At 74.5% G+C, this 23798-nt stretch carries 20 protein-coding genes; 11 read left to right on the top strand and 9 right to left on the bottom strand.

What is annotated here, in order from left to right; genetic code table 11:
• Positions 1-13: 13 nt before the first annotated feature.
• The 3 genes from ACFWPT_RS37270 to ACFWPT_RS37260 all read left to right on the top strand — a co-directional run bounded on the left by ACFWPT_RS37270 (position 14) and on the right by ACFWPT_RS37260 (position 3651).
• On the top strand, positions 14-640 hold the full coding sequence (locus tag ACFWPT_RS37270; protein WP_063350231.1) for a bifunctional 4-hydroxy-2-oxoglutarate aldolase/2-dehydro-3-deoxy-phosphogluconate aldolase: 627 nt from the start codon (positions 14-16) through the stop codon (positions 638-640).
• A gap of 203 nt (positions 641-843) precedes the next feature.
• On the top strand, positions 844-2424 hold the full coding sequence (locus ACFWPT_RS37265) for an alpha-amylase family glycosyl hydrolase (RefSeq protein ID WP_380487280.1): 1581 nt from the start codon (positions 844-846) through the stop codon (positions 2422-2424).
• 174 nt (positions 2425-2598) lie between these two features.
• Positions 2599-3651, top strand: a complete 1053-nt coding sequence (locus ACFWPT_RS37260) for a hypothetical protein (protein ID WP_380487278.1) — start codon at positions 2599-2601, stop codon at positions 3649-3651.
• Between the two features lie 238 nt (positions 3652-3889).
• Here ACFWPT_RS37260 and ACFWPT_RS37255 read toward each other — a convergent pair whose 3' ends face one another.
• Positions 3890-5419, bottom strand: coding sequence for an APC family permease (locus tag ACFWPT_RS37255; protein ID WP_380487276.1), 1530 nt, complete (start codon positions 5417-5419; stop codon positions 3890-3892).
• Between the two features lie 179 nt (positions 5420-5598).
• On the opposite strand from ACFWPT_RS37255, the gene ACFWPT_RS37250 reads away from it, so the two are divergent.
• Positions 5599-6351 carry a FadR/GntR family transcriptional regulator gene (locus ACFWPT_RS37250; RefSeq protein ID WP_380487274.1) on the top strand — a complete coding sequence of 251 codons (753 nt, stop codon included), beginning with the start codon at positions 5599-5601 and terminating at the stop codon, positions 6349-6351.
• A 70-nt stretch (positions 6352-6421) separates the two neighbouring features.
• Here ACFWPT_RS37250 and ACFWPT_RS37245 read toward each other — a convergent pair whose 3' ends face one another.
• Together ACFWPT_RS37245 and ACFWPT_RS37240 are read right to left on the bottom strand one after the other, a co-directional pair.
• The gene (locus ACFWPT_RS37245) at positions 6422-7174 is read right to left on the bottom strand and encodes a (2Fe-2S)-binding protein (RefSeq protein WP_380487272.1); all 753 of its coding nucleotides are present in this window, start codon (positions 7172-7174) and stop codon (positions 6422-6424) included.
• Between the two features lie 133 nt (positions 7175-7307).
• Entirely contained in the window at positions 7308-8891 is a 1584-nt protein-coding gene (locus ACFWPT_RS37240; RefSeq protein WP_380370381.1) for a purple acid phosphatase family protein, read from the bottom strand.
• 211 nt (positions 8892-9102) lie between these two features.
• On the opposite strand from ACFWPT_RS37240, the gene ACFWPT_RS37235 reads away from it, so the two are divergent.
• On the top strand, positions 9103-9807 hold the full coding sequence (locus ACFWPT_RS37235) for a response regulator transcription factor (protein WP_363371036.1): 705 nt from the start codon (positions 9103-9105) through the stop codon (positions 9805-9807).
• Positions 9808-10156: 349 nt separating this feature from the next.
• Here the strand turns inward: ACFWPT_RS37235 and ACFWPT_RS37230 are convergent, their stop codons facing one another.
• A complete protein-coding gene (locus tag ACFWPT_RS37230) occupies positions 10157-11821 on the bottom strand; it encodes a peptide-N4-asparagine amidase (RefSeq protein WP_380487270.1) in 1665 nt (554 codons plus the stop codon).
• Between the two features lie 199 nt (positions 11822-12020).
• A complete protein-coding gene (locus tag ACFWPT_RS37225) occupies positions 12021-12923 on the bottom strand; it encodes a LysR family transcriptional regulator (RefSeq protein WP_063350236.1) in 903 nt (300 codons plus the stop codon).
• Between the two features lie 136 nt (positions 12924-13059).
• Here ACFWPT_RS37225 and ACFWPT_RS37220 point away from each other — a divergent pair, with 136 nt between their 5' ends.
• Positions 13060-14043, top strand: a complete 984-nt coding sequence (locus ACFWPT_RS37220; protein ID WP_380487267.1) for a pseudouridine-5'-phosphate glycosidase — start codon at positions 13060-13062, stop codon at positions 14041-14043.
• Positions 14044-14046: 3 nt separating this feature from the next.
• Positions 14047-14925 (top strand): carbohydrate kinase family protein, encoded by an 879-nt coding sequence (locus ACFWPT_RS37215; RefSeq protein WP_380487265.1) that lies wholly within the window; start codon positions 14047-14049, stop codon positions 14923-14925.
• Positions 14926-15091: 166 nt separating this feature from the next.
• Here ACFWPT_RS37215 and polX read toward each other — a convergent pair whose 3' ends face one another.
• Entirely contained in the window at positions 15092-16861 is a 1770-nt protein-coding gene (gene polX, locus ACFWPT_RS37210; protein ID WP_380487263.1) for a DNA polymerase/3'-5' exonuclease PolX, read from the bottom strand.
• 376 nt (positions 16862-17237) lie between these two features.
• Between polX and ACFWPT_RS37205 the strand changes: the two genes are divergently transcribed.
• From ACFWPT_RS37205 to ACFWPT_RS37195, 3 genes are all read left to right on the top strand, one after another.
• Positions 17238-17942 (top strand): hypothetical protein, encoded by a 705-nt coding sequence (locus ACFWPT_RS37205; protein WP_380370365.1) that lies wholly within the window; start codon positions 17238-17240, stop codon positions 17940-17942.
• A gap of 103 nt (positions 17943-18045) precedes the next feature.
• Positions 18046-18723 carry an ArsR/SmtB family transcription factor gene (locus ACFWPT_RS37200; RefSeq protein ID WP_380487261.1) on the top strand — a complete coding sequence of 226 codons (678 nt, stop codon included), beginning with the start codon at positions 18046-18048 and terminating at the stop codon, positions 18721-18723.
• Positions 18720-20165, top strand: coding sequence for an MFS transporter (locus tag ACFWPT_RS37195; protein ID WP_380487259.1), 1446 nt, complete (start codon positions 18720-18722; stop codon positions 20163-20165). Before ACFWPT_RS37200 ends, ACFWPT_RS37195 begins: the two co-directional genes overlap by 4 nt.
• A 49-nt stretch (positions 20166-20214) precedes the next feature.
• Here the strand turns inward: ACFWPT_RS37195 and ACFWPT_RS37190 are convergent, their stop codons facing one another.
• Both ACFWPT_RS37190 and ACFWPT_RS37185 read right to left on the bottom strand, forming a co-directional pair.
• On the bottom strand, positions 20215-21444 hold the full coding sequence (locus ACFWPT_RS37190; RefSeq protein WP_380487257.1) for a GNAT family N-acetyltransferase: 1230 nt from the start codon (positions 21442-21444) through the stop codon (positions 20215-20217).
• Positions 21445-21534: 90 nt separating this feature from the next.
• Positions 21535-22515: a DMT family transporter gene (locus ACFWPT_RS37185; protein ID WP_380487255.1), complete on the bottom strand. Its 981-nt coding sequence runs from the start codon at positions 22513-22515 to the stop codon at positions 21535-21537.
• 339 nt (positions 22516-22854) lie between these two features.
• On the opposite strand from ACFWPT_RS37185, the gene ACFWPT_RS37180 reads away from it, so the two are divergent.
• Entirely contained in the window at positions 22855-23118 is a 264-nt protein-coding gene (locus tag ACFWPT_RS37180; RefSeq protein WP_063350242.1) for a dsRBD fold-containing protein, read from the top strand.
• A gap of 52 nt (positions 23119-23170) precedes the next feature.
• Here ACFWPT_RS37180 and ACFWPT_RS37175 read toward each other — a convergent pair whose 3' ends face one another.
• Positions 23171-23698, bottom strand: a complete 528-nt coding sequence (locus tag ACFWPT_RS37175) for a hypothetical protein (RefSeq protein ID WP_380370351.1) — start codon at positions 23696-23698, stop codon at positions 23171-23173.
• Between the last annotated feature and the right edge of the window lie 100 nt (positions 23699-23798).

Below are 23798 nucleotides of genomic sequence, written 5' to 3'. Positions count from 1 at the left end.
GAATCCTCCCTCCGTGAACCCCCTCGCCGACCTGCGGGACGACCCGGTGATCGCCGTGGTCCGCGCGCCCCGGATCCCGGACGCGGCCGCGCTGTGCGCCGCGCTCGCCGACGGCGGCATCAACTGGACCGAATTCACCTACACCACACCGGAGGTGACGACGCACCTGCGGCGTGCCGCGGACGCGGGCTGGCGGGTCGGCGTGGGCACCGTGCTGACCGCCGAGCAGGCCGAGCGCGGGGTCGCGAGCGGGGCGTCCTTCCTGGTCACCCCCGGATGCCGGCCCGAGGTGGCGCAGGCCGCCCGGGCCGCCGGGGTGCCGGTGGTGCTCGGGGCGCTCACTCCGACCGAGGTGGCCCGGGCGGTGGACCTCGGGGCCGCCGCCGTGAAGATCTTCCCGGCCCGGGCGTTCGGCCCCGGCTACTTCAAGGACCTGCGCGGCCCGTACCCGGACGTCCCGCTGGTGGCCTCCGGCGGGGTGAACGCGGGCAACGCCGCCGACTTCCTGGCGCACGGCGCGCTCGCGGTCTGCGCGGGCACGGACGTGGTGCCGCCGGACGCGGTCGCGGCGGGGGACTGGGCGGAGATCACCCGGCGGGCCCGGGCGTTCACCGCGGCGTGCGCGGTGGCCAGGGCCTGAGGGGCCGGCGGGGTGGCGGGGTGCCGGGGCGGTCGGTCGGCGAGTTGTCGGGACGGCCGTCGGCGGGTTGTCGGCGGGCTGTCGGCGCGGCCGGGGATGGGCGAGAATCGTGCTCCCCAGCCCCAGCCTCAGCCCCAACCTCAGCCTTGGCCCAGGCTCCAGCCCTGGCCCCGGCCCCCGGATCCGGCAGGAGGACCCGCCCCATGACCTCGCCCCGCCACGGCCCCGACTGGCTGGCCGACGCCGTCCTGTACCAGATCTACCCGCAGAGCTTCGCGGACTCCGACGGCGACGGCATCGGCGACTTCGCCGGCATCGCCGCGCACCTCGACCACCTCGCCTGGCTCGGCGTCGACACCGTCTGGCTCAACCCCTGCTTCGCCTCCCCGTTCCGCGACGCCGGCTACGACGTCGTCGACTACCTCGCCCCGGCCCCGCGCTACGGCGGCACCGAGGACCTGGTCGTGCTGGTCGAGGCCGCCCGCCGCAAGGGCATCCGGATCCTGCTCGACCTGGTCGCCGGCCACACCTCCGACCGCCACCCCTGGTTCCTGGCCGCCGCCGAGGACCCGGCCGACCACCGGTACATCTGGTCCGACCAGCGGGTGGACGGCTTCGTCGCCTCGCCCGGCAGCCGCCCCGGCTGGTACCGGCCGAACTTCTTCGACTGCCAGCCCGCGCTCAACTTCGGCTACGCGCGCCCCAGTTCCGTGGAGCCCTGGCGCCAGCCGGTGGACGCCGAGGGTCCGCGCGCCAACCGGGCGGCCCTGCGCGACGTCATGGCGCACTGGCTCGGCCTCGGCCTGGCCGGCTTCCGGGTCGACATGGCGTCCTCGCTGGTCAAGGACGACCCGGGCCTGGTGGAGACCGCCAAGCTGTGGACCGGGCTGCGGGCCTGGCTGGACCGCGCCCACCCGCAGGCCGCGCTGTTCGCCGAGTGGGGCGATCCGGCGGCCGCCGTCGCGGCGGGCTTCCACGCGGACTTCTTCCTGCAGTTCGGCGGCGCCGACCACGGCCTGGCGTTGCGCTCGCTGTGGAACAACGGCGCCGGCACGGTCGAGGAGTTCTGGCAGCAGGGCCCGTGCTACTTCGAGGCCGAGGGGCGAGGCACCCCGCAGGTGTTCCTGGACGCCTGGCGCGCCGCCGCCGAAGCGACCGAGGGCGTCGGCCACATCGCCCTGCCCACCGCCAACCACGACTTCTCCCGGCTGGCCACCGGCCCGCGCACCGACGAGCAACTGGCTGCCGCCTTCGCGTTCCTGTTCACCTGGCCCACCCTGCCGGCCGTCTACTACGGCGACGAGATCGGCATGCGCTACCTGCCCGGACTGCCCGACGTCGAGGGCAGCGTGCTCGGCCCGCGGTACAACCGGGCCGGCTCGCGGACCCCGATGCAGTGGGAGCCCGGGCCGGCGGCGGGCTTCTCCAGCGCGCCGCCCGAGCGCCTCTACCTGCCCGTCGACCCGGACCCGGGGCGCCCGGACGTGCTGTCGCAGCGGGTCGATCCGACCTCGCTGCTGCACACCGTCCGGCGGCTGATCGCGCTGCGCCGGGCACATCCGGGGCTGGGCGCCTCCGGCGGGGTGGAGGTCCGGCACGCCGGGTACCCGCTGGTGTACACCCGGGCCGTACGGTACCTGGTGGCGGTGAACCCGCGCCGGGAGCCGGGGGTGGTGCGGCTGGAGCACGGCGGGGCGCGCCCGCTGGAGGTGCGGGGCGTGCGGGTGGCGGACGGGGAGCTGCGGGCGGACGGCTTCTCGTACGGCGTGTTCGAGCTGTCCTGAGCGTTCGGCCGTGGCCCGCGCTGGGGCGGGCGGCTTTCGATCGGCGTCGGATAGTTGTAAGCTACATCCATAGATGGTTGCATTTACCACCTGATATGGGTGCACGTGGCACCCTTGATGGTTGCATTTGCCACTCATCTCCACTCGACGCCACCGGAGGACGGTACGAACGCCATGAGCACACCCCAGACCCCCGTCGCAGCGCCCGCCCTGGGGCACTCGCTCAAGCACCTCGCCGTCCACCTGATCACCCCGCTGCTGATGTGCCTCGGCATGGCGCTCGCCTACCAGGGCGCCTTCCACCAGCCCGAGCCGCACCACCTGAAGGTCGCCGTGGTCGGCACCACCCCGCAGGCGCAGGGCCTGGCACAGGCGATCCAGGCAAAGGCCGGGGCGGCGGTCGACGTCCGCACCCTGCCCGACCGGGCGACCGCCGAGCAGCAGCTGCGCGACCGCGACCTGGTGGGGGCCTTCCTCCCGGACGCCAGGAGCCCCGAACTGCTCGTCGCCAAGGGGAACTCGGACACCTCGGCGGTGGCCGCCACGGCGGTGTTCAGCAACGTCACCGACCGGCAGGGCGTGCCGCTGCACGTCACCGACCTCACCACCCCGGCCGAGGGCGACCCGACCGGCCAGGGCCTGTTCTTCCTGCTGGTCGCGCTGAGCATCGGCTCCTACGCCAGCGTCGCCGTGATCGGCGCGGCCGGCGCCGGGCTGAGCATGCGGATCCGGGCGCTGGTCGGCGTGGCGGTGTCGCTGGTGGTGAGCGTGATCGGGATCGTCACTGCCGGACCGGTCTTCCATGTGGTCGACCACGACCTGGCCGCGGTGTGGGCGCTCGGCTGGCTCTACTCGGCGGGCATCGTCCTGATCGGCATCGGCCTGCACAGCTTCCTGAAGAAGTGGACCACCCTGGCCCTGATGGTGCTGTTCGTGATGCTGAACTTCACCAGCTCCGGCGGCGTCTTCCGGCCCGAGCTGCAGAACGGCTTCTTCGGCGCGCTGCACGGCTTCTGGACCGGCGCCGGCTTCCTGGAGGGCGCGCGCAGCATCCTGTACTTCGACGGCGGCGCGGGCCTCGGCGGGCACGTCGTGACCCTGGTGGTCTGGCTGCTGCTGGGCGGGGCCGCGCTGGTGGCCGCCGCGCTCCACGAGGAGCGCGGGCGCCGGGCGGTGGAGAGCCCGGTGGAGGCCGAGGAGGAGATGGCGGAGGCGGTCGCGGTCTGACCGCACCGCACGTGAGCACTCCATCCGGCGCTGAGGGCATCGGCACCGGGTGGGGACCGACGGCCCGCGCCCGGCTCTGGACAAGCCGGACGCGGGCCGGTTTCGCGGCTCCGGTTTCGTAACTCCGGTTCCGTGACTCCGGGTTCATGACTCCTGGCTCATGGCGCGCCTTCGGGGTGCCCGTCGTCCGGGGCGCGGCCGGAGGCGGCGACGGGGATTCCTCCAGGGGTGAGGGCCATCAGGCGTCCCCGGCGGGGGCCGTCGCGTCGCCGGACGGGGCGTCACTGCGCAGGTGCGGGCGGGCCAGCAGCAGGTAGAGCCCGCCGGCCGCGAGCACCGCCACGGCCGAGAGCAGCACGAGGTAGTCGTCGTACCAGGCGGCGTCCGGGGTGCGGCCCCAGCAGATGTTGACGATCGCGGCGAGCCCGTACACCAGCGCGCCGATGTTCACCGCCAGGCCCCAGCGGCCGAGCCGGAAGTCCCCGCTCGGGCGCCAGCCGCGCAGCCGGGCGCGCAGGGCGGCCAGCACCACCATCTGGAAGGCCAGGTAGATGCCGATGCTGGAGAAGGAGATGATCTTCGTCAGGGCGCCCTCGGAGAGCGCCGAGGCGCCGACGATGATCACGCCCGGCACTGCCGCCGCGAGCAGCAGTGCGTACGGCGGCACCCGCAGGCGGTCCGAGACGGTGGCGAGCAGCCGGCTGCCCACGATCATCCGGTCCCGGGCGAAGGAGTACGCGAGCCGGCTCGCCGCCGCCTGGAGGCTCAGTACGCAGGACAGGAAGGAGATCAGTACCACGCCGATCACCACCCGGGCGCCGGTGGCGCCGAACGCGTCGTGCAGCACCGAGGCCACCGGGTCCTTGTCGTCGCCGGAGACCACCGCGCCGATGTCCTGGATGGACATCACCAGCGCCAGGCTGACGCCGATCGCCGCCGCGCCGCCGACGTAGAGGGTGCGCCGCATCGACTTGGGGATCTGTCGACCGGGGTTCGGCACCTCCTCGGCGACGTCGCCGCACGCCTCGAAGCCGAAGAAGAGGAAGACCGCGATCAGTCCGGCGGCCAGGAAGGCGTCGGTGTACGAGCCGCCGTCGCCCGCGCCGAAGCGGTCGAAGACCACGCCGAGGCCGTGGTAGCGGTGGGTCAGCAGCAGCCAGGCGCCGACCGCCAGGGCGCCCAGCAGCTCGGCGGCGAAGCCGAACACGGCCGCCGCCGACAGCACCTTGGTGCCGCCCAGGTTGATCACGGTGGCGAGCAGCAGCAGGCCGAGCGCGCACCAGACGGTCGTCGCGGTGCTCGGTTCGACGCCCAGCAGCGCGGCCACGTACGGGCCGGCGCCGTAGGAGACCGCCGCGATGGTGGACATCAGCGCCAGCAGGTACACCCAGCCGGTCAGCCAGCCCCAGGTGCGGCCCCAGAGCCGGCGCGCCCACGGGTACACCCCGCCCGCCACCGGGAACTGGGCGACCACCTCGCTGAACACCAGCGCCACCAGCAACTGGCCGACCCCGGCGATCAGGAAGCTCCACACCATCGGCGGGCCGGCGGTCGCGAGGGAGGAGGCGAAGAGTGTGTACACGCCGACGACCGGGGAGAGGTAGGTGAAGCCGAGGGAGAAGTTCGCCCAGAGGCTCATGTCGCGTTTGAACTCGGAGGTGTAGCCGAGAGCGGCCAGCCGAGCGGCATCGGCATCGGCATCGATGTCGGGGCCCTGAGGGGGGAGGGGGCCGGTCGGGGAGGTGGCACGTGCGCTGGCATCGGTCATGACCTGCTCCTGCTCCTGGGAACGTGGCGTGACGCGTGAGGGCTTCCCGGGGGTGGTGCTCGGACCGGGATCGCGGGAAAACATACGAGATCGGGTTTCTAGCGGCAAGGGTGCGTGCCCGACCGGGAGGTACCCTGCCGGGAGCACCCAGTCCGACGGTGATCGAGGAGGGGGCCGGCGTGGCGACGATCGGGAGCACGACCCCGCTGCTCAGCGCCGTCCTCGCGCCATTGACCGACCTCGGCCGCGCCGATGCCGTGGCCCGCCGGATCACCGAGGCGATCGCCCTCGGCCTGGTCGCCGACGGGGACCAACTGCCCAGCGAGAACGACCTCGCCGACCGGCTCGGCGTCGCCAACGGCACCGTCCGCGAGGCGCTCGCCCTGCTCCGCGAGGCCGACCTGATCGAGACCCGGCGCGGCCGCAACGGCGGCAGCTTCGTCCGCACCCCCGGCGAGGGCTCCGAACGCCTCCAACTCGCCCGGCTGCGCGACCTCGCCACCGTCGACCTGCGCGACCTCGGCGACGAGGAACTGGCCGTCTCCGGGACCGCCGCCCGGCTCGCCGCCGAACGCGCCCCCGCCGACCTCGCACCCCGGCTCACCCGGCTGGTGCACGACCTGCGCGACGCCGCCGGGCCCGCCGAACAGCGCCGCGCCGACGCCCGCTTCCACATCGAACTCGCCGTCGCCGCCCGGTCCGTGCGCCTCACCCGGCTCGCCGTACGGCTCCAGGCCGAACTCGGGCCGCTGCTCTGGCTGCCCGCACCGCACGGCCCCGACCAGGAGCGGTTCGCCGAGCAGCACCGGGAGATCCTGGTCGCCGTCCTGGCCGGCGACGCGGCCGGGGCCCGGGCCGCCGCCGAGGTGCACACCGTCGCCTGCGTGCACCACCTGGTGCGGGGGCACCTCCAGCTGGCGGGCGACGGCTGATGGCTGACGGACACGGCTGACGGACGACGGCTGACCGGAGGCCCGGATATGACCTGCACTCCTGGATGTATCAGCCCTGTTTTGGCGCGGGCGGCCGGGTGAAGCAGCAGTCGCCGCAGACCCCGGCGCCCGGCCCCACCCGGTAGTACAGGCAGCAGCTCGTCCGCCGGAAGGCGGCACCGTGCGGGCCGGTCCGCAGCGTCCCGGTGCCGGCCAGCGGCGGGCGCGCGAGCAGCTCCGCGACCAACGCCCGTGCGGGGCCCGGCGCGTGGGCGTCCAGGACCCGCAGCGTACCGGCCAGGGCGGAGGCGGCGTTGCCCGTCAGCAGCCGGGCGGAGAGCGGGACGGCGGACCGCACCGCCGCCGCCAGCGGCTCCAACTGGCCCACCAGGACGGCCTCGTACAGCTGGTCGGCGAGCGGCAGCGGAGCGGGGAGCGGGGGCTCCGGCGGCGTCCAGAGGTCGAGCGGCCCCTGATCCGGGATCCGCACCCAGGCGTGCTCCAGCGTCGGGACCGTACCCAGCAGGACGGCCGCCCCGAGGCCCACCGACCAGAAGCGGGCGGCCAGTCCGAGGTGCAGGATCGACGCGGCGACCCGGGGCTCGGCGGTGCCGAGCCGCTGCGCCACCACCCGGATCCGCCGGGCCAGCGGCGCGTCCGGCCCGGTGCCGTACAGCTCGGGCAGCGGCCGGAAGCCCGGGGGCGGCCCCGCGCCGGGGGTGGCGGGGGTGTCGAGCGCGAAGTACGGGCCGACGGCGGCGAGTCGGCCGTAGTCGGGGCGGCCGGCGTTCCCGGTGCCGTCGGCGGGGCGGTCGACGGGCATCGGGCGGGCCTCCAGGGCGTTCAGGCGTTCAGACGTTCGGTGTGATCGGTGCGTTCGGGCGCGCGGAGGAACGGTACCGCGCCCGTCGGGGTGGCGGCCGGTGAGCGCGCCACCCTGACGGGCGCGACCGGGGTCAGCGTCCCCGGCCGCCGCCGCGGGCGCCGCGCGGGCGGGTGAGCGTGAAGCGGTCGACGGGGACGAGGTCTCCGTACGGGCCGCTGACGGAGTAGTAGGTGACATCGATGGTGGTCCGGCCGCCGCGCTCGCCCGGGTCGACCTCGAAGGCGGCGAAGCCGTACGGGTTGTCGGCGTCGCGGAAGGCCGACCAGGGGGCGTCCTCGATCACGTACTGCGGGGGCCGCTTGCCGGTGGCCGGGTCGACGGCGCCGACGCCGGTGATGACGCGGGCCTTGGCGGGCTCGAAGAAGAGGCCGTTGGAGGGGGCGGAGGTGCCGCCGCCGCCGATCACCATGTGGACGGTGCCCCGGGTGGTGTCGATGGTCCGGGTGTCGGTGGCGACCGGGATGGGGGTGCGGGTGTCGGTCTGCTGCTGGCCGCGGATCGGGTGCGAGCGCTCGTAGTGGTGCTCGTGGCCGCAGACCACCAGGTCGACGCCGTACTTGTCGAACAGCGGCACCCAGGTCTCGCGGATGCCGAGGTCGGCGCCGTTGAACTTGTCGGCGGTGGAGATGACGACCTGGTGCATGCAGACCACGATCCAGTCGATCTCGGGGTTCGCGTTGGCGGCGGCCAACTCCCGTTCCAGCCAGCGCTGTTGGGCGCCCCCGGAGTAGCCGTGGACGTAGGAGTCGCCGGCGTCCTGGTAGGCGACGTCGTCGTTGTTGAGGCTGATGACGCGGACCGCGCCGGCGGTGAACGCGTACCAGAGGCCGTGCAGTTCGTCGTCGGAGCCGGACGGGGGGAGGTCGAAGTAGGCCTGGTAGGCGCCGTAGCCGGTCGGGCCGTTGCCGCGCTCGTTCTCGTGGTTGCCGGCGGCGGGCATCCAGGGGCGGTGGCGGGCGGAGCGGCTGTTGTTCTCGAACCAGTCGGACCAGGTGCGGACCCGGTCGGTGGCGAGGTTGGCGTAGCAGAGGTCCCCGTTGACGAGGTGGAACAGCGGGGCGATCCGCTCGACTCCGGCGGTGGTGTCGCCGGCGGCGGGGCTGCCCAGGTTGTCGTTGGCGTAGCCGTTCGCGGTCTTCTTGCCGAGGGTGGGGGTGCCCTGGTCGCCGAAGCTGGTGAAGGTGAAAGCGGCCCGGCCGCGCGGGGCGGTGCGGACGGTGCCGAGCTCCGGGGTGGCGCCGTCGTGGACGGCGGCGTACACGTAGTCCGTGTCGGGGTGCAGGCCGCTCAGCCGGGCGTGGTGGATCTGGACCTCGGTGCCGGACTTGGCGTCCCGGTAGGTGCTGGTGTCGGCCTGCACGCTGCGGCCCAAGCCGCCGTTCGAAGTGCCGTACCGGACACGGGGGTTGCCGACCGAGGCGGTGGTGTGCCAGGAGACCACGACCTCGCGCGAGGCGTCCGAGCCGAACTGGAGGTGCAGCCCGGCGACGCGCGGGGCGCCGGAGCGGTCCGGCCGCTCCAGCAGCAGCGGGGAGGCGGCGGCGGGCGTGGCCGCGATGCCGGAGAGGGAGACGGCGCCGCCGAGACCGAGACCGGTGGCACCGGCCAGGATCCCGCGGCGGCTGACGGGGGGATGTCCACTGGAAGCGTTCATGGCCGCCAGCCTCACCGGGCGTTGGTGAACCGCGCCGGGCCCGCGACGTGAACTTCCCTCCCGCCGGGCTCGTGACGTGAACCTCCCGTCCGTCGGGCCCGCGACGTGAACTTCCCGCCCGCCGGGCTCGTGACGTGAACTTCCCACCCACCGGGCCGCATTGGCGGCGGGCGGGGTCGGCGGTCCGGACGGGCGTGGCAGACTGCCTGCCGTGACGAGTACGAACGGTGTGACGAGTGCGAACGGTGAGTGCCCGCGGATCATCCGTACGCTGATCGCGGACGACCAGGAGGGCGTCCGGCGCGGCGTCCGGCGGATCCTGGCGGCGCAGCCGGACATCGAGGTGGTGGGGGAGGCCGCCGACGGGCTGGCCGCGCTGGAACTGGCGGCCGAACTGCGCCCGGACGTCGCGCTGGTGGACATCCGGATGCCGCGGATGGACGGACTGGAGCTGACCCGGCGGTTGGCCGGGCCGGGGGTGGCGGAGCCGGTGCGGGTGGTGGTGCTGACCACCTTCGACCTGGACGAGTACGTGTACCCGGCGCTGCGGCACGGTGCGTCCGGGTTCCTGCTGAAGCGCTCGGGGCCGGCGCTGCTCGTCGAGGCGGTGCGGGCGGCGGCGGACGGGGAGAGCCTGATCAGTCCGTCGGTCACGGTCCGGCTGCTGCGGCAGGTGACGGCGCCGCGCCGTCCGGAGCCCCGCTCGGCGCCGGTGGTGCCGTTGACCGAGCGGGAGGTGGAGATCGCCGGTCACGTGGCGGCGGGCCGGACGAACGCGGACATCGCCGCCGAACTGTTCATCTCGCCGGGCACGGTGAAGACGCACGTCGCGAGCGTCCAGCGCAAGCTCGGGGTGGCGAACCGGGTCGGCATCGCCGTCCACGCCTGGGAGATGGGCTACCCGGTGCCGCAGTGACGGGTCTCGCAGTCACGGGCACCGTAGTGACGGGCGCCGCCGCGAAGGGCCCCTGCCGCGACGGACGCGTCCACGGAGCCGAGGGGGCGCTCCGTGGACGCGGGGAACCTACGAGGCGGGGGTGGCCTCCGGACATCGTGTCCTCCGGCCGGCAGTTCGATCGTCGACCGAGGTAGTACCAGTGGCAGACCCTGATCCGTCTCGATCTGTCACCACTGCCTCCTGCGGTCGAACTCCTTCAGCTGCCTCGCAGGTCCACTTCCCATCATGCGCTTCCCACGCCGTGTGCACCAGGGGTCAACCGCCCGAAATCGGATGGATTTCGCAAGTCGGGAGATTTCGGGCGGTGTTACGGCTTCGGCCAGCCGTCGACGAAGGAGAGCGTGCGGTGGTACGGCCCGTCGGGCCCGGTGCTGCGGTAGTCCTCGGTGCTGGTGCCGGTGCGGACGGTGGAGTCGCCGTCGTGGCGGCGGGCGGTGGGGCGCAGGGTGTGGTCGACGGTGGAGCGTTCGGTGACGTGGCCGCCGGTGGCCGCGGTGCTCTCGCGGTGGTAGCCGAGGTCCATGGCGGTCTGCTGGTCGGTGTTGCCGGCGGCGTCGTGGGTGACGCGGTAGGTGACGTCCAGCGGTTCGCCCTCGCGCACGGTGGTGGTGCGGTGCGGGCCGCCGCCCCAGGTGGCGGTGGTGCGGGTGAGGTCGGTGCGGTTGTGCAGGGTCACGTCGTTGCCGCTGTCGCGCAGCTGCTGGGCGGAGCGGAAGGCGAGGTCGTCGCGGACCTCGGTGGTGATCCGGCCGTGCGAGGTCTGGACCCAGCCGCGGGCGAGGTCGTGCCGGCCGGCGGTGACGGTCCAGTCGCCGCTGCCGCCGCCGTGGTCGGTGAGCCGGGTGTCGACGGCGGCTTCGGGGGAGACCCGGTGGTCGGTGAGCTGCCCGGTGGTGCGGGCGGCGCCGTGGTCGACGTCGGCGAAGAGGTTGATCTGGCCGGTCCAGGTGTCGTTGTTCTGCGCCTCGCTGGCGTTCACCGCGATGCCGACGGTGTGCGGGCGGCCGTCGAGCAGCAGTCCGACGTAGGGGGTGAGGTCGAGCCGGTAGGCGGGCAGGTCGAAGGCGAAGACGCCGGGGACGGGCCGCCAGAGCAGTGGGTCCCACCCGCCGGTGTAGATGACGGGGTAGGGCCAGACCGCGCCGGCCGTCCGCCCGTCGACGGTGAGCCGCAGTTCGCGGAACGGGCCCTTGCCGCAGGAGCCGAGGCCGGGGTTGGCGCTGACGAAGGCGTCGGGCGCGGAGGCGTAGGCGAACTCCTCGCAGGCGCCGCCGCCCCGGGTGTAGACCTCGGCGGTGAGACGTTCGAGGTTCTGCGGGAAGGTGAGCTCGCGGGTGGCGGCGGGGGCGGCCTGGGTGAGCGCGAACGGCCCGGTGGTGAGCAGGCGGTCGGCGGCGTGGGCGGCGGGCCGGCGGTCGTTCGCGGTGTAGAAGGTGACACTGGCGCTGATGGTGAAGACGCCGGTGTAGGTGGCGTCGGTGACGTTGGCGAGGTCGAGGGAGAACGGCTGCGGTCCGGCGGCGAACAGCGGGGCGTAGCGGGTGAGATCGCGCTCCAGCTTCCATTCGATGCCGTCCTTGGACGGCTCGGGGGTGGAGGAGAGCAGCACCTGGACGCCGCCGACGCGGGCGCTGAAGATGCGGTCGAACTGCCGCCCGGCGACCTGCCCGTGGAGGTCCAGGACCACCGCCGACCAGGGCCCGGCGCAGTCGGCGGGCGGGGTGAGGGTGGTGGTGTACGGGGTGTCGGGCGGGTTGCCGTAGCCGTTGCGGAACTGCTGGTCGTGCATCACCTCGACGGTGCAGGAGCGGGTGTCGGGGCGGGTGAGCGGCCGGGTGGCGGTGACCGGGTCGTGGTAGTCGGTGCCGAAGTCGGCGTGGGCGGGGGCGGCGGCGGTGAGGGTGCCGGCGAGGGTCAGGGCGGCGGCGCCGAGGAGGCGGGCGGCGCGGCGAAGCAGCGGGCGGACGGCCAAGGCTGGTCCCCAGGGGTCGGGCGGCCGGCGGGCGCTGCCGCGGGCCGGGTGGGCGGTCCGGGCATCCTTTCGGCGGTGGCATGCCAGCGTCAAGGATTCGCCGGGGAGGGGGACGCTTCGGGTGCCTGGCGTGACCCGTCGCGAGTGGCCGGGTCCGGTCCGGCCGATCCGGGCCCGGCAAGATCGGCCCGGCAAGGGCCTAGTCGACCTCCAGGGCCGCCGCCTCCTGCCGGATCAGGTCGCGCAGGGTGGCCAGCCGGGGTCGGCGGTCGTCCAGCCGCCACTGCATCTCCAGCGGCAGGGTGGCCCGGCCGTCCAGCCGGACGGTGGCCACGTCCTCGGTGAGGTGGCCGGTCATCGAGCCGGGCACCAGCGAGAACGCGCGGTTGCGGGCGAGCAGGTAGAGCCGGGAGCCGACGATCCGCGGCGGGCTGACCAGCACCGGCGGGTCGACGCCGTGGTCCGCGCACAGGCCGAGCACGTGGTCGTAGTAGCGCGGGTGCTGCTCGCGCGGCCACAGCAGCAGCGGCAGGTCGCGCAGTTCGCCGAGGCGTACGCTCGTCCGGCCGGCCAGCGGGTGGTCCCGGCCGAGGGCGACCCGTACCGGCTCGTCGGCGATCCGCTCCAGCCGGTAGCCGGCCACCTCGTCGAGGAAGCGGCCGAGGCCGATGTCGGCGAGTTCGGCGGCCAGTGCGGTGGAGACCTGGCCGGTGTCGACGGCGACCTCGGCGGTGGTGAGCGCGGGCAGCTCCTGTTCGGCGCGGCTGACCACGGCGGGCAGCAGCCGGTTCACCACGCTGGGGGAGGCCACGATCCGGGCCGTCCCCAGCCGGGACTCCTCGTGCAGCCGCACCCGGGCCAGCAGCGTCTGGGCCTGCCCGAGCAGCCGGGCGCTCTCGGCGGCCATCACCTCGCCGGCCTCGGTCAGCGCCACCGAGCGGCGGCTGCGGTCGAAGAGCTCGACACCGACGGTCCGCTCCAGCCGGGCGACCTCCTGGCTGACCGTCGGCTGGGAGATGTGCAGCCGTTCGGCGGCCCGTCCGAAGTGCAGTGTCTCGGCGACGGTGAGGAAGACCTCAAGTTGACGCAAGGTGAAGCCCATGGCCCAAGCCTAAGCCAACTCATAGGCCAGAGCCTATGGAAAGCCCCAGGACTCATTCTGGATTCCGATGCGAACCGTCCATACGCTGAGCGACACGTTGCCCCACCGCAGTGGCATCTCACAGAGAGATCCGACCATGACCGGACTGCCCCCCAGCACCCCCGAAGCCGCCGGCTCCGCGCCGGCCACCCGTTCCGCGCGGGCCATCCACGTCTCCGAGAAGGTCGCGCAGGCCGTGGCCGACGGCCGGCCCGTGGTCGCGCTGGAGTCGACCATCTTCACCCACGGCCTGCCGCGCCCCCGCAACCTGGCCGTCGCGCTGGAGGCCGAGCGGCAGCTGCGCGAGGCGGGCGTCGTCCCGGCGACCATCGGCGTGCACGCGGGCGTGCCCACGGTCGGTCTGAGCGCCGAGCAGATCACCGAACTGTCCGCGACGGACGGCCTGGACAAGGTGAGCCTGCGCGACCTGCCGGTGGTCGCCGCGCTCGGCCGCCACGGCGGCACCACCGTCGCCGCCACCGCCTTCCTCGCCCACCGGGCGGGCATCCGGGTGTTCTCCACCGGCGGCCTCGGCGGCGTCCACTTCGGCGCCTCCGAGAGCTTCGACGAGTCGGCCGACATGACCACCCTGGCCGCCACGCCGGTCACCGTGATCAGCGCGGGCGTGAAGTCGATCCTCGACATCCGGGCCACCCTGGAGCGCTTCGAGACCTTCAACATCCCGGTCATCGGCTACCGCACCCGCAAGTACCCCGGCTTCTACGTCACCGACTCCGGCCACGAGATCAACTTCAGCGTCGAGTCGCCCGAGGAGGCCGCGCGGCTCATCGAGGCCCGCGACCGCCTCGCCCTGCCGCAGGCCGTCCTGATCGCCAACCCGGTGGACCCCGCCAAGCAGCTGCCGCCGGAGGAGCTCGACGGCATCCTGGCCCGCGCCTGGGCCGAGGCCGAGCGCCAGGGCGTCACCGGCAACGCCTCCACGCCGTTCCTGCTCGACCACATCCAGCGCGACACCCAGGGCCGCAGCCTGGAGGTCAACGTCGAGGTCTACCGGGGCAACGTCCGGCTCGGCGGCCAGATCGCGACCGCGCTGGCGGCCGCCGCCCGCAGCGGGGCCTGACCCGTGCTGGGGGTGCTCGGCGACCTCGTCGAGGACATCGTCGTCTGGGTCGACGGCCCGCTGCGGCACGGCACCGACTCCAGCGCCCAGGTCTTCCGGCGACGCGGCGGCAGCGCGGCGAACGTCGCGAGCTTCGTTGCCGGTCAGTACCCGACCCGGTTCATCGGCTGCGTCGGCGCCGACCCGGTCGGGGACGGCATCGTCGCCGAACTGACCGGGCACGGCGTGGACGTGCGGGTCGCCCGGCGCGGCCAGACCGGCAGCATCGTGGTCCTGATCGACCAGGCCGGCGAACGGACCATGCTGCCCGACCGCGGCGCGGCCAAGCTGCTGGACCGGGTGCCGGACGAGTGGCTGGCCGACCTGACCCACCTGCACGTGCCCGCCTACTCCTTCGACGGCGACCCGGTCGGCCGCTCCGCGGTGGACGCGCTGGCGCGGGTCCGGCGGGCGGGCGGCACCACCTCGGTGGACGCCTCCTCGACCGGCATGCTGGAGCAGTACGGGCGGGAGCGCTTCCTCGCCCTGCTGGCCGAGTTGGCGCCGACCTTCGTGTTCGCCAACCGGTCCGAGGCGGAGTACCTGGGCCTGCTGGTGGGCGGGCTGCCGGGGCCGGAGCGGGACCGGCTGGCGGCCACCACCGTGGTCACCAAGGCCGGCGCCCAGGCGACCACCGTCGACGTGCCCGGGGACGCGCCGTTCACGGTGCCCGTGCCGCCGGTGAGCGAGGTGCGCGACCTCACCGGCGCGGGGGACGCCTTCGCGGCAGGATTCCTGGCCGGCTTCCTGGAGACCGGCGACCTGCACCTGGCCGCCGGACTCGGGCACCGCAGCGCGGCTCGGGTGCTGGCCACGCCGGGGGCCTCGTTCGCGGAGCGGTGACCTCGTTCGCGGAGCGGTGACCTCAGGGGCGGCGTCGGGCGGTGTCGGGGCGGCGTTGAGGCTGCGTCGGGGCTGCGTCGGGGTGGGCTCGGGGCGGCGTCGAGCTGACCGTGCGGTGGGCGGCCCCGTGCGTGGGGGCCGCCCGCCGGGGTGCCCGGCGGCTCGCTCAGTGCAGTGCGTCCTTGCGGAGGAAACGTTTCAGCCGCTGCCAGGGCCAGGTGTTGATCACGTCCTCGGCGGTGAGCCAGCCGCGCTGCGCCGTACCGATGCCGAAGCGCGGGTAGGCGAGCTGCCCGGTGGCGTGGGCGTCGCTGTCGATCGCGAAGCGGACGCCGTGCCGCTTCGCCCGCAGGACGTCCTCGTCGCGCAGGTCGAGCCGCTGCGGGGAACTGTTGATCTCGATCGCGGTGCCGGTGCGCGCGGCGGCCGCGAACACCGCGTCCAGGTCGACGTCGATCGGGCCGCGGCGGCCGATCCTCCGGGTGGTGAGGTGGCCGATGACGTGCACGTGCGGATTCTCGCAGGCGCGGATCAGCCGGCGGGTCTGGGCGGCCCGGTCGGCGGTGAAGTGCGAGTGCACGGAGGCCACGCAGACGTCGAAGCCGGCCAGGAACCCGGGCGGCCAGTCCACCCCGCCGTCCGGGCCGATGTTCAGCTCGGTGCCGTGCAGGAGGCGCAGCTTCCGGTGGCGGTCGGCGAGTCGGCGCAGCCGCTCGCGCTGGGCGAGCATCTTCTCGTCCGTCATCCGCTGCATCACCAGGTCCGGGGCGTGGTCGGTGACGGCGTAGTAGGAGTAGCCGCGGGCGGCCGCGGTGTCGATCATCTCTTCCAGGGTGGCCAGGCCGTCGGTCAGGTCGGTGTGCGTGTGCAGGTCGCCGCGCAGGTCCGACTCCTGGACCAGATCAGGGAGTTCACCGCGCAGGGCGGCCTCGATCTCGCCCCGGTCCTCGCGCAGCGGCGGCGCGATCCACGGCAGGCCGAGCGCCGCGTACACCTCGTCCTCGGTCGCGGACGCCACCTTGGCGCCGTCCTCTTTCTCGCCGTCCTCTCCTTCGCGGCCCTCTCCTTCGGCGGTGGTCCGGAACAGGCCGTACTCCGAGAGCTTCAGCCCGGCCCGGACGGCCATCGTGCGCAGCCTGATGTTGTGCGCCTTCGATCCGGTGAAGTAGACGAGCGCCGCGCCCCAGTCCTCCTCCGGGACGACTCGCAGGTCCACCTGCACGCCCCCGGTGGTGCGCACCGAGGTCTTGGTCGGACCGCTCGCGATCACCTCGGCCACGTACGGGAGTCCGGTGAGCGCGGCCATCAGCGGGGCGGAGTCGGCGGCGGTCGCCAGCACGTCGACGTCGCCGACCGTCTCGCGCATCCGGCGCAGCGACCCCGCGTACGCGCAGCGGGTGCAGCCGGGTACGGCGGACAGTGCGGCGACGAGCTGCTCGGCCAGCTCGGTGGCCGCGTCGAGCAGCGTGCGGCCGCCGGAGCGCCGCAGGAACTCGATGCCGTGCAGGATCTTCTCGCCGCTGCGCTCGCCGAAGCCCGCCACGCCGGACAGCCGGTCGGAGCGGACCGCCTCGGCCAGGTCGTCGACGGAGGAGATGCCCAGGTCGCGGTGGAGGGCGAGGGCGCGCTTGGGGCCGACGCCGGGCACGGCCGTCATCTCCCGGACCCCGGACGGGACTTCGGCGCGCAGGGCCTCCAGGGCGGCGATCCGCCCGGTGGCGAGGTACTCGGCGACCTTCTCGGCGGTGGACTTCCCCACGCCGGGGATCTGCTGCAGGCCCTTGACGTCCAGGCCGGCGACGTCCTCGGAGTGGCCGCCCACCGCGCGGGCGGCCTTCTCGTAGGCCCGCGCCCGGAAGGCGTCCCCGCCGGTGATGTTGATCAGGTCGGCGTACTCCTGGAGCAGCTCCCGCACCTGGTCGTTGAGCCGGGGCATGGGGCCAGTCTAGGGCGGGTCCTCGGGCTCCGGCCTGGGCGGCGGCCCTCCGGGCGGGCGAAGGGAGTTCGCGAGGCCCGGCCCGGGGCCGGCGGCGCCGCGTCGCGGGCCCGGGGTGGCGCTGCGTCGCGGGCCCGGGGTGGAGCTGCGTCGCGGGCCCAGGGCGGGCCGGGCCGGGCCGGTGGCCGGGCCTGCCCCGCCGGTCGGCGGGTGTGGCATCGGCCGACCGGCGGGGGTGGTGCCCGGTTCGCGTCCCGGAGCCGGATTGTCACCCGAACGAGTGAGGTGCAGGCTGACAGCAGGGCCTGGGAAGCGGCCCGCGCCGGTCGGCCGCGGCACTGATGACGGCCGCCGGCGATGCACGAGGGGCAGGGCGATGGCAAGCGGGAAGCTCTGGGGCTATGTCGCATCGGGGGCCAGGGCGCTCGGCGCCCTCGGCGGGCCGGGTGGCCCCGGCCGTACGGGAGGGCCCGGCGGCGCGGTGGCGGGCGAGGAGGCCGGACCGTTCAGACCGGGCGAGATGGCCGGGCCCCGGGCGCTGTCCCGGCCGGAACTTGAGCGCGTCGAGTGGACCGACCGGCAGGCCGGCTGCGAGCCGCAGGCGCGGCACGTCCAGGTGACCGAAGTGGTCCGCAGGGTGGTGCGCGGCGGCGGCCGGGCGGCGGCGGTGACGGCCCGGCTGGCGCCGGGGCTGCCGGTGGTGGTCGGGGACGCCCGGCGGCTGGAGGCCGCGCTCGCCGGCCTGGTCGACCACGCGATCCGGCGCAACCCGCCCGGCGGGCGGGTGCTGGTCCGCGCCGAGGTGGCGGGCGGGCCGGGCCCGGCCGCGACGGCCCTGCGGGCGGCCGGGTTGAGCGGGGCGGCGCGACCGCGCGGGCGGGTGGAGATCCGGGTGGCCGACCGGGGGTCGTCCGAGCTGCCCGGGGCGCGGGAGTGGCTGCTCGCGGGCGCCCGCGCCGACGGGCCGGTCGGGCCCGCCGTGCACAGCCTGGTGCTGGCGGCGGGCGGGCGACTGGCGGTGGAGGCCACACCGGGCGGCGGATTGACGGTGGTGCTGCTGCTGGTGGTCGCGCACGACTGACGGACGGCCGGCGGGCAGCTCTTCGGGGCTCCACCCTTCACCGCAAAGACTTCTTCGCAAAAAACCCTTTGCAAAGATGTCTTTGCGGTTCTACGCTCCTGCCATGACCGATGAACGCGGCTGGATGCACAGCGATGACCCGCACATCGTCCTCACGGCCAAGGGCATGCGGGCGATGGCCCACCCCGTGCGCATGCAGCTGGTCGGGCTGCTGCGCAAGCACGGTCCCTCCACGGCGACCAGGCTCGCCGAGCAGCTGGGGCTCAACTCCGGGGCGACCAGCTACCACCTCCGCCAGCTCGCCGCCGCGGGCTTCGTCGAGGAGGATCCCGAGCGCGGAAACGCCCGGGAGCGGTGGTGGCGTTCGGCCCACAAGTTCACCGTCTGGACGAGTGACGACATGGCCGACGAGGAGCTCGACACGGCCGTCGGCTTCCTGCGGTCCGTCCTCACCGCCCACGCCCTGGCGGCACAGCGGTCGGTCGACGCCTTCGAGACGATGCCGCGGGAGTGGCGCAAGGCGGTCGGCCTCAGCGACGTGCTGTTGCAGCTCACCCCCGAGGAGGCCGGGCAACTGGCCGCTGATCTGTCCGCGGTGGTGCGGCGTTACCGCGCGCTGGATGCGGAGGGGCCGGCCCCGGAGGGCACCGAGCGGGTCGCCGTGGTCGTCCACGTGCTGCCCGACGCGAGCGTCGGCACCGGCGCTGGTACCGATGCCGACACCGATACCGACAGCGATGCCAGCACCGACACCGACACCGGTGAGGCGGGGTCCCGATGACCACAGTCGTCGACGCGCCCGCGCGCAGCCTCCGGCCGCTGGTCGGGGTGCTCTCCGCCATGGCCGTCTCCATCACCGGGACGCGTGTCTCGGCCATCGCCCTGCCCTGGTTCGTCCTGGCCACCACCGGCAGCGCCACCATGACGGGCCTGGTCGCCTTCGCCGAGATGGCGCCGTACGTGCTGGTCAAGGCGCTGACCGGGCCGCTGGTCGATCGGCTCGGGCCGCGGGTGGTGTCCTGGACGACGGACTTGGTGAGCGCCGTCGCGGCCGGGCTGGTCCCGTTGCTGCACGCCCTGGGGCTGCTGCCGTTCGGGGTGCTGCTGGCGATGGTCGCGGTGATCGGGGCGATGCGCGGCCCGGGGGATCTGGCCAAGTCGGTCATGGTCCCGGAGGCCGCCGACCGCGCCCGGGTGCCGATGGAGCGCGCCACCGGTCTCTCCGGCGTCACCGAACGGCTGGCTTCCACGGTCGGCCCGGCGGTCGGTGGCGGGCTGGTCGCTCTGATGGGCCCGCTGGCCGGGCTGGCGCTCAACGCCGCCACCTTCGCCCTGGGGTCCCTCGTCATCGCCTTCGCCCTGCCGCGCGGGATGGGGCGCGCGGCGGCCCCGGCACCCGCTGCCGCGCAGGCCGCAGAGGCCGAGGCCGAGGCCGGGATCGGGACCGGAGCCGGCGCCGGAACTGGCGCCGGAGCCGGAACCGGGGCCGAACCGGCGGGTTACTGGCGGATGTTCCGCGAGGGCTTCACTTTCCTGCGCTCCGATCCGCTGCTGCTCACCGTGACGGTGCTGGTCGGCATCACCAACCTGCTCGACGCCGGGTTCATCACGGTCCTCCTCCCGGTCTGGGCGCGGGAGTCGGGGAACGGCCCGGCCGCCATCGGCCTGACCGGCACCGCCGGCGGGATCACGGCGGTCGTCGGCAGTCTGATCGCGGCGGCCATCGCCCACCGGCTGCCCCGCCGGACGGTGTTCTTCGCCGGCTTCCTGCTCGTCGGGGCCCCGCGCTTCCTGGTGCTCGCGTGCGGCGCGCCGCTGTGGGTGGTGCTCACGGTCTTCGCGGTCGGCGGCTTCGGCGGCGGTTTCCTCAACCCGATCCTCGGCGCGGTGCTCTTCGAGCGGGTGCCCCGCCACCTGCTCGGCCGTGTCCACGCCCTCGGCGACTCCCTCGCCTGGGCCGGTATCCCGCTCGGCGGCCTGCTGGCCGGCGCAGCGGTCAGCCTTGTCGGGCTGATACCCACCCTGGTCGCGGGCGGCGCCCTCTACTTCGCCTCCACCAACCTGGCCGGGTTGCGGCCGGAGTGGCGCGAGATGGACCGCCGGCGCGGCCGGACGGGCACCGTCGACGGGGCGAAGCCCGAGCCCGAGCCCGAGCCCGAGCCCGAGCCGGGGACAGAGCCCGAGCCCGAGCTTGCGCCCGCGTCGATCCCGGCACGCCCGTAGGCCTGTCGTGCAGGGGCGGCGAGGCGGGCGTGCGGTCGGAACCAGCCGGTCAGAACCAGTGCAGACAGTGCGGGGCGCGCTCGGCGCTGAAGAGGGCGTCGGCGAGGGCGGCCGCGCCCGGGCGGTGGGCCCGGATGTGCCCGGCCCGCACGAGCGTGCTCGGGGTGGTGCCGCCGAGGTAGACCGAGCCCAGGTCGCTCACGTCCAGGGACAGGTCGGGCTCCCGGTCCGTCGGGACGCACTCGGCCTTCCCGTCCCGGACGGTCAGCAGGTAGCGGCCGTGCTCGCCGAGGAACGGGTCGTCGACGTCGAGGACGAGCTCGCCGTCCACGAACCAGCCGCGCGAGGTCAGCGCACGCGGGACGTCCAGCAGCCGCACCCAGAGCCAGTCGGTGCTGCTGCTCCTCTCGCCGGCGTTGAAGTCCACAAGCTGCCAGCGCAGCGGGTGGTCGGACGGAACGTGCTTGAACACGACCTGGGAGACCAGGTCGTGTTCGAGCGCGAACCGGGCCAGGGCCGTGGCGACGGCGTCGTCGGTGGCGATGGTCTCGTCGACCGTCAAGGTGCCGTCGGCGAGCGAGTAGCAGGCGTAGCCGTCCGGGACACCGCCGGCATCCCGGTGGACGGCGACGTAGCGCGACGCCGAGGAGACCGGGGGCCGCCCCGCGCCCGAGGCCCACCAGCGGTGCGGCCGGGACAGCGCGCCGGGCTGCGTGCGGCGGTACCGGTCGTAGACCGCCTCCAGGATCTCGCCGCACTCGGCACGCCGCAGCAGCTCGATCGAGCCGGTGTCCGGGCCGGCCGCCGGGGTGTCGGCTGTTCCGCGCGCCCGGGGGAGGGCGAAGGCGGCCCGGTGGCGCGGCACCGTCAGCCGCTGCGTGTAGGTCGCCGGTCCGTAGCCGAACCTGCGGTAGATCACGGCCTCGGAGGCCAGCAGTACGGAGAGGAACTCCCCGCGGGCCCGAAACCCGGCGAGCTGGCGCCGCATCATCGCGGTGAGCACGCCCTGGCGCCGGTGCGAGGGCAGGACGCCGACGCCGGTCACCCCGCTGGTGGGGACGATGGCCTCACCGGGCAGGGTGAGCTCGAAGGTGTACGCGCCGGCGGTGCCGACGGGCCGCCCGTCCGCCGTCACGGCGAGCAGGTTGCGGTCCATCTCGGTCGCCGACCACCAGAGCCCGCCGCCGTCGGTCGGGGTTTCCGGGAAGAGCCCGAACGCGGCATGGAGCGTGTCGACGTAGACGTCGAGGTCCTGATCGGTTGTCGGACGGATCTCCATTGCTGCCGCTTCCTCCCCTGGATGACGACGGCACCACGGCTCGTGTGCCTCGCCACAGTGCAGCGTTGACCTGTGGCCCGGTCAAGCGAATTACGCTCCGGCGCCGGAGCTGTGCCCCGGGTCGTTCGGGTTCTCGGCCGGACTGTTTCCCGGACGGCTCCCGGGGCCTTCCTCGGGCCGCTCGTCCTCCGGCGGTGCCCCGACGCCCTCCAGGGTTTCGCGGACGCTGCCCGGCATCGCCGGGTGGCGGCCGATCACGATCACCCCGACCACGATGGCCAGCAGTCCGGCGGACTGCCAGGCCAGCGCACCCGGCGTCACCCGCAGCCGGTCGCCGAGGAAGCCGACCGCGCAGGCGATCCCGGACAGCGGCTGGGCGGCGGTCAGTGCCGGCAGGGACATCCGCAGCGGTGCGGCCTCGAAGGCGCTCTGCACCAGCAGCAGCCCGACCACGCCCGCCGCCACCACCGCGTACGGCTGCCAGCTGCGCAGCACCGCGTCCAGTCCGCTGTGGTCGAGGCGCTGGGTGGTGGTGCGGGTCAGCGCGTCCTGGAGGCCGTAGAGCAGGCCGGCGGCGAGGGCCAGCAGGGTGGCCTCCTCGAACAGCGGCAGCCGCCGGGCCAGCGAGACCAGCAGCAGGGTCAGCCCGACCACCGTGCCGACCACCAGCCAGTGCCGCAGTTCCCCGGCGGGCGCACCGCCGCCGGTGGGCCGGCCGGCCACGATGAACGCCGTCACCCCGAGGCCGAGCAGCAGCACCCCGGCCCAGCCCGAGCGGCCGAGGGTCTGGCGGGTCAGCACCCGGGAGAGCGCCATGGCGAACAGCAGGTTGGTCGCGAGCAGCGGTTCGACGAGCGAGACTTCGCCCTGGTTGAGGGCGAGCGCGGACAGGATCAGTCCGCACACCATGAACCCGGTGCCGAGCAGCCACTCGGGCATCCGCATCAGGTCCAGGAGCAGCCGCCAGTGCAGCAGGTCGGCACGGGGCGCCCGCTGTGCCGCGTGCTGCTGGAGGACGAAGCCGAGGCCCAGGCAGCAGGCGGCGCCGAGGGCGAGGAGGAAGACCGCCACGGAGGGACCACCCGGTTTGTCACTGCCCGCGCCGCACCGGCGGGTCCAGGTTCGGTCGGCGGTCGCGGCGCGCTTTCGTCAGCGTACCGCCGGGTCGGCGGCGGGGCCCGGTCGGCGGCGGGGAGCAGACAGGGAGCAGGCGGGGAGCAGGCGGGGAGCAGGCAGGGCCGGGAGCTCCGGGGCGGGGGAGCTGGTTCCGGGGGCCGGGCCCGCAGCCCCGGGCCGGGCCCGCTTGCCGCCATGGGTCGGACGGGCGCACGCTGGTGTGAGCGGCCGCCACGGCTCACCGTCCGTGCCGGTCCGGACAGGCGCGAGGGGGCCGCTGCCAGGAGGTGTGGCATGCACAACCAGTGGGACGTGGAGCTGAGCTTCGAGGAAGACGGAGTGCACACGGCGTGCGAGGCCAGGCTGACCGGTGCGCGGGCGCCGGGCCTGCGCGCCCACGGGGAGTCGATGAAGAGCACGGACGACCGCCCGCTCGCCAGGATCGGTGAGGAGGTCGCGGCCTCCCGCGCCCTGGAGGAGCTGTCCCGCAAGCTGCGGGCGCAGGCCACCGGGGAGATCGACGACGAAGGACACCGCCCGGGGTACCTGATCTACTGATCCCCGTCGCCGCCGCCGCGCTTGCGCGGGGCGGCTCGGGGCCGCGCGGGCGTCAGGACCAGGGGTTGGCCGGCTGGTCGTTGATCGCCGTCCAGAACCGGGTGCCCGCCGGGAGGGTGCCGGCCGCCCAGAGCGACCAGCCCTGCCCGTCGTGGAACTCGGCCATTCGCCAGCCGGCGCCGAAGGAGTCCTCGCAGAGCCCGTCGGCGTCGTCCCGGCTGGTCAGGTCGGACCCGGCCGTCGGGGCCGTCGCGGCGACCTCCCCGCCCGCCCAGCTGTGGAAGCCGGCGGTGGGGATCCCGGTGGGGGCCGGGCGGCCGTCCTGGTGGAGGCAGAGCACCGGCAGTTCGGTGTCGGCGGAGGTGTCCCCGAGGTAGGGGTTGCTGGCGCCGTCGGTGCCGACGTGCACCACACCGGCGCGCTGTTCCAGGGCGGTCCAGGTCAGCCCCGGGTGTTCGCCCGCCGAGGCGGCGACGGCCGGCCCGTCGCGGTCCACGGCGAACGCGCTGCCCGGGGTGGCGGCCAGCGCGGTGAGCGCGAGCACCGCTGCGGGGGCGAGGCGTCGGACGAACGTGGGCATGGCTGCTCCGTAAGGTGTTAGGTGGCCCGGGAGGGCCGGATGTGGCTGATGGGTTCTTGCCGACCGTGGCTTCCCTGGAGTGGCCGTCCGGCTCTCCGGG

Source organism: Kitasatospora sp. NPDC058478 (assembly GCF_042720345.1).
Lineage (GTDB): Bacteria > Actinomycetota > Actinomycetes > Streptomycetales > Streptomycetaceae > Kitasatospora.
Note: the sequence above shows the minus strand (reverse complement) of the source record. Positions and strands in the feature narration are given on the sequence as shown.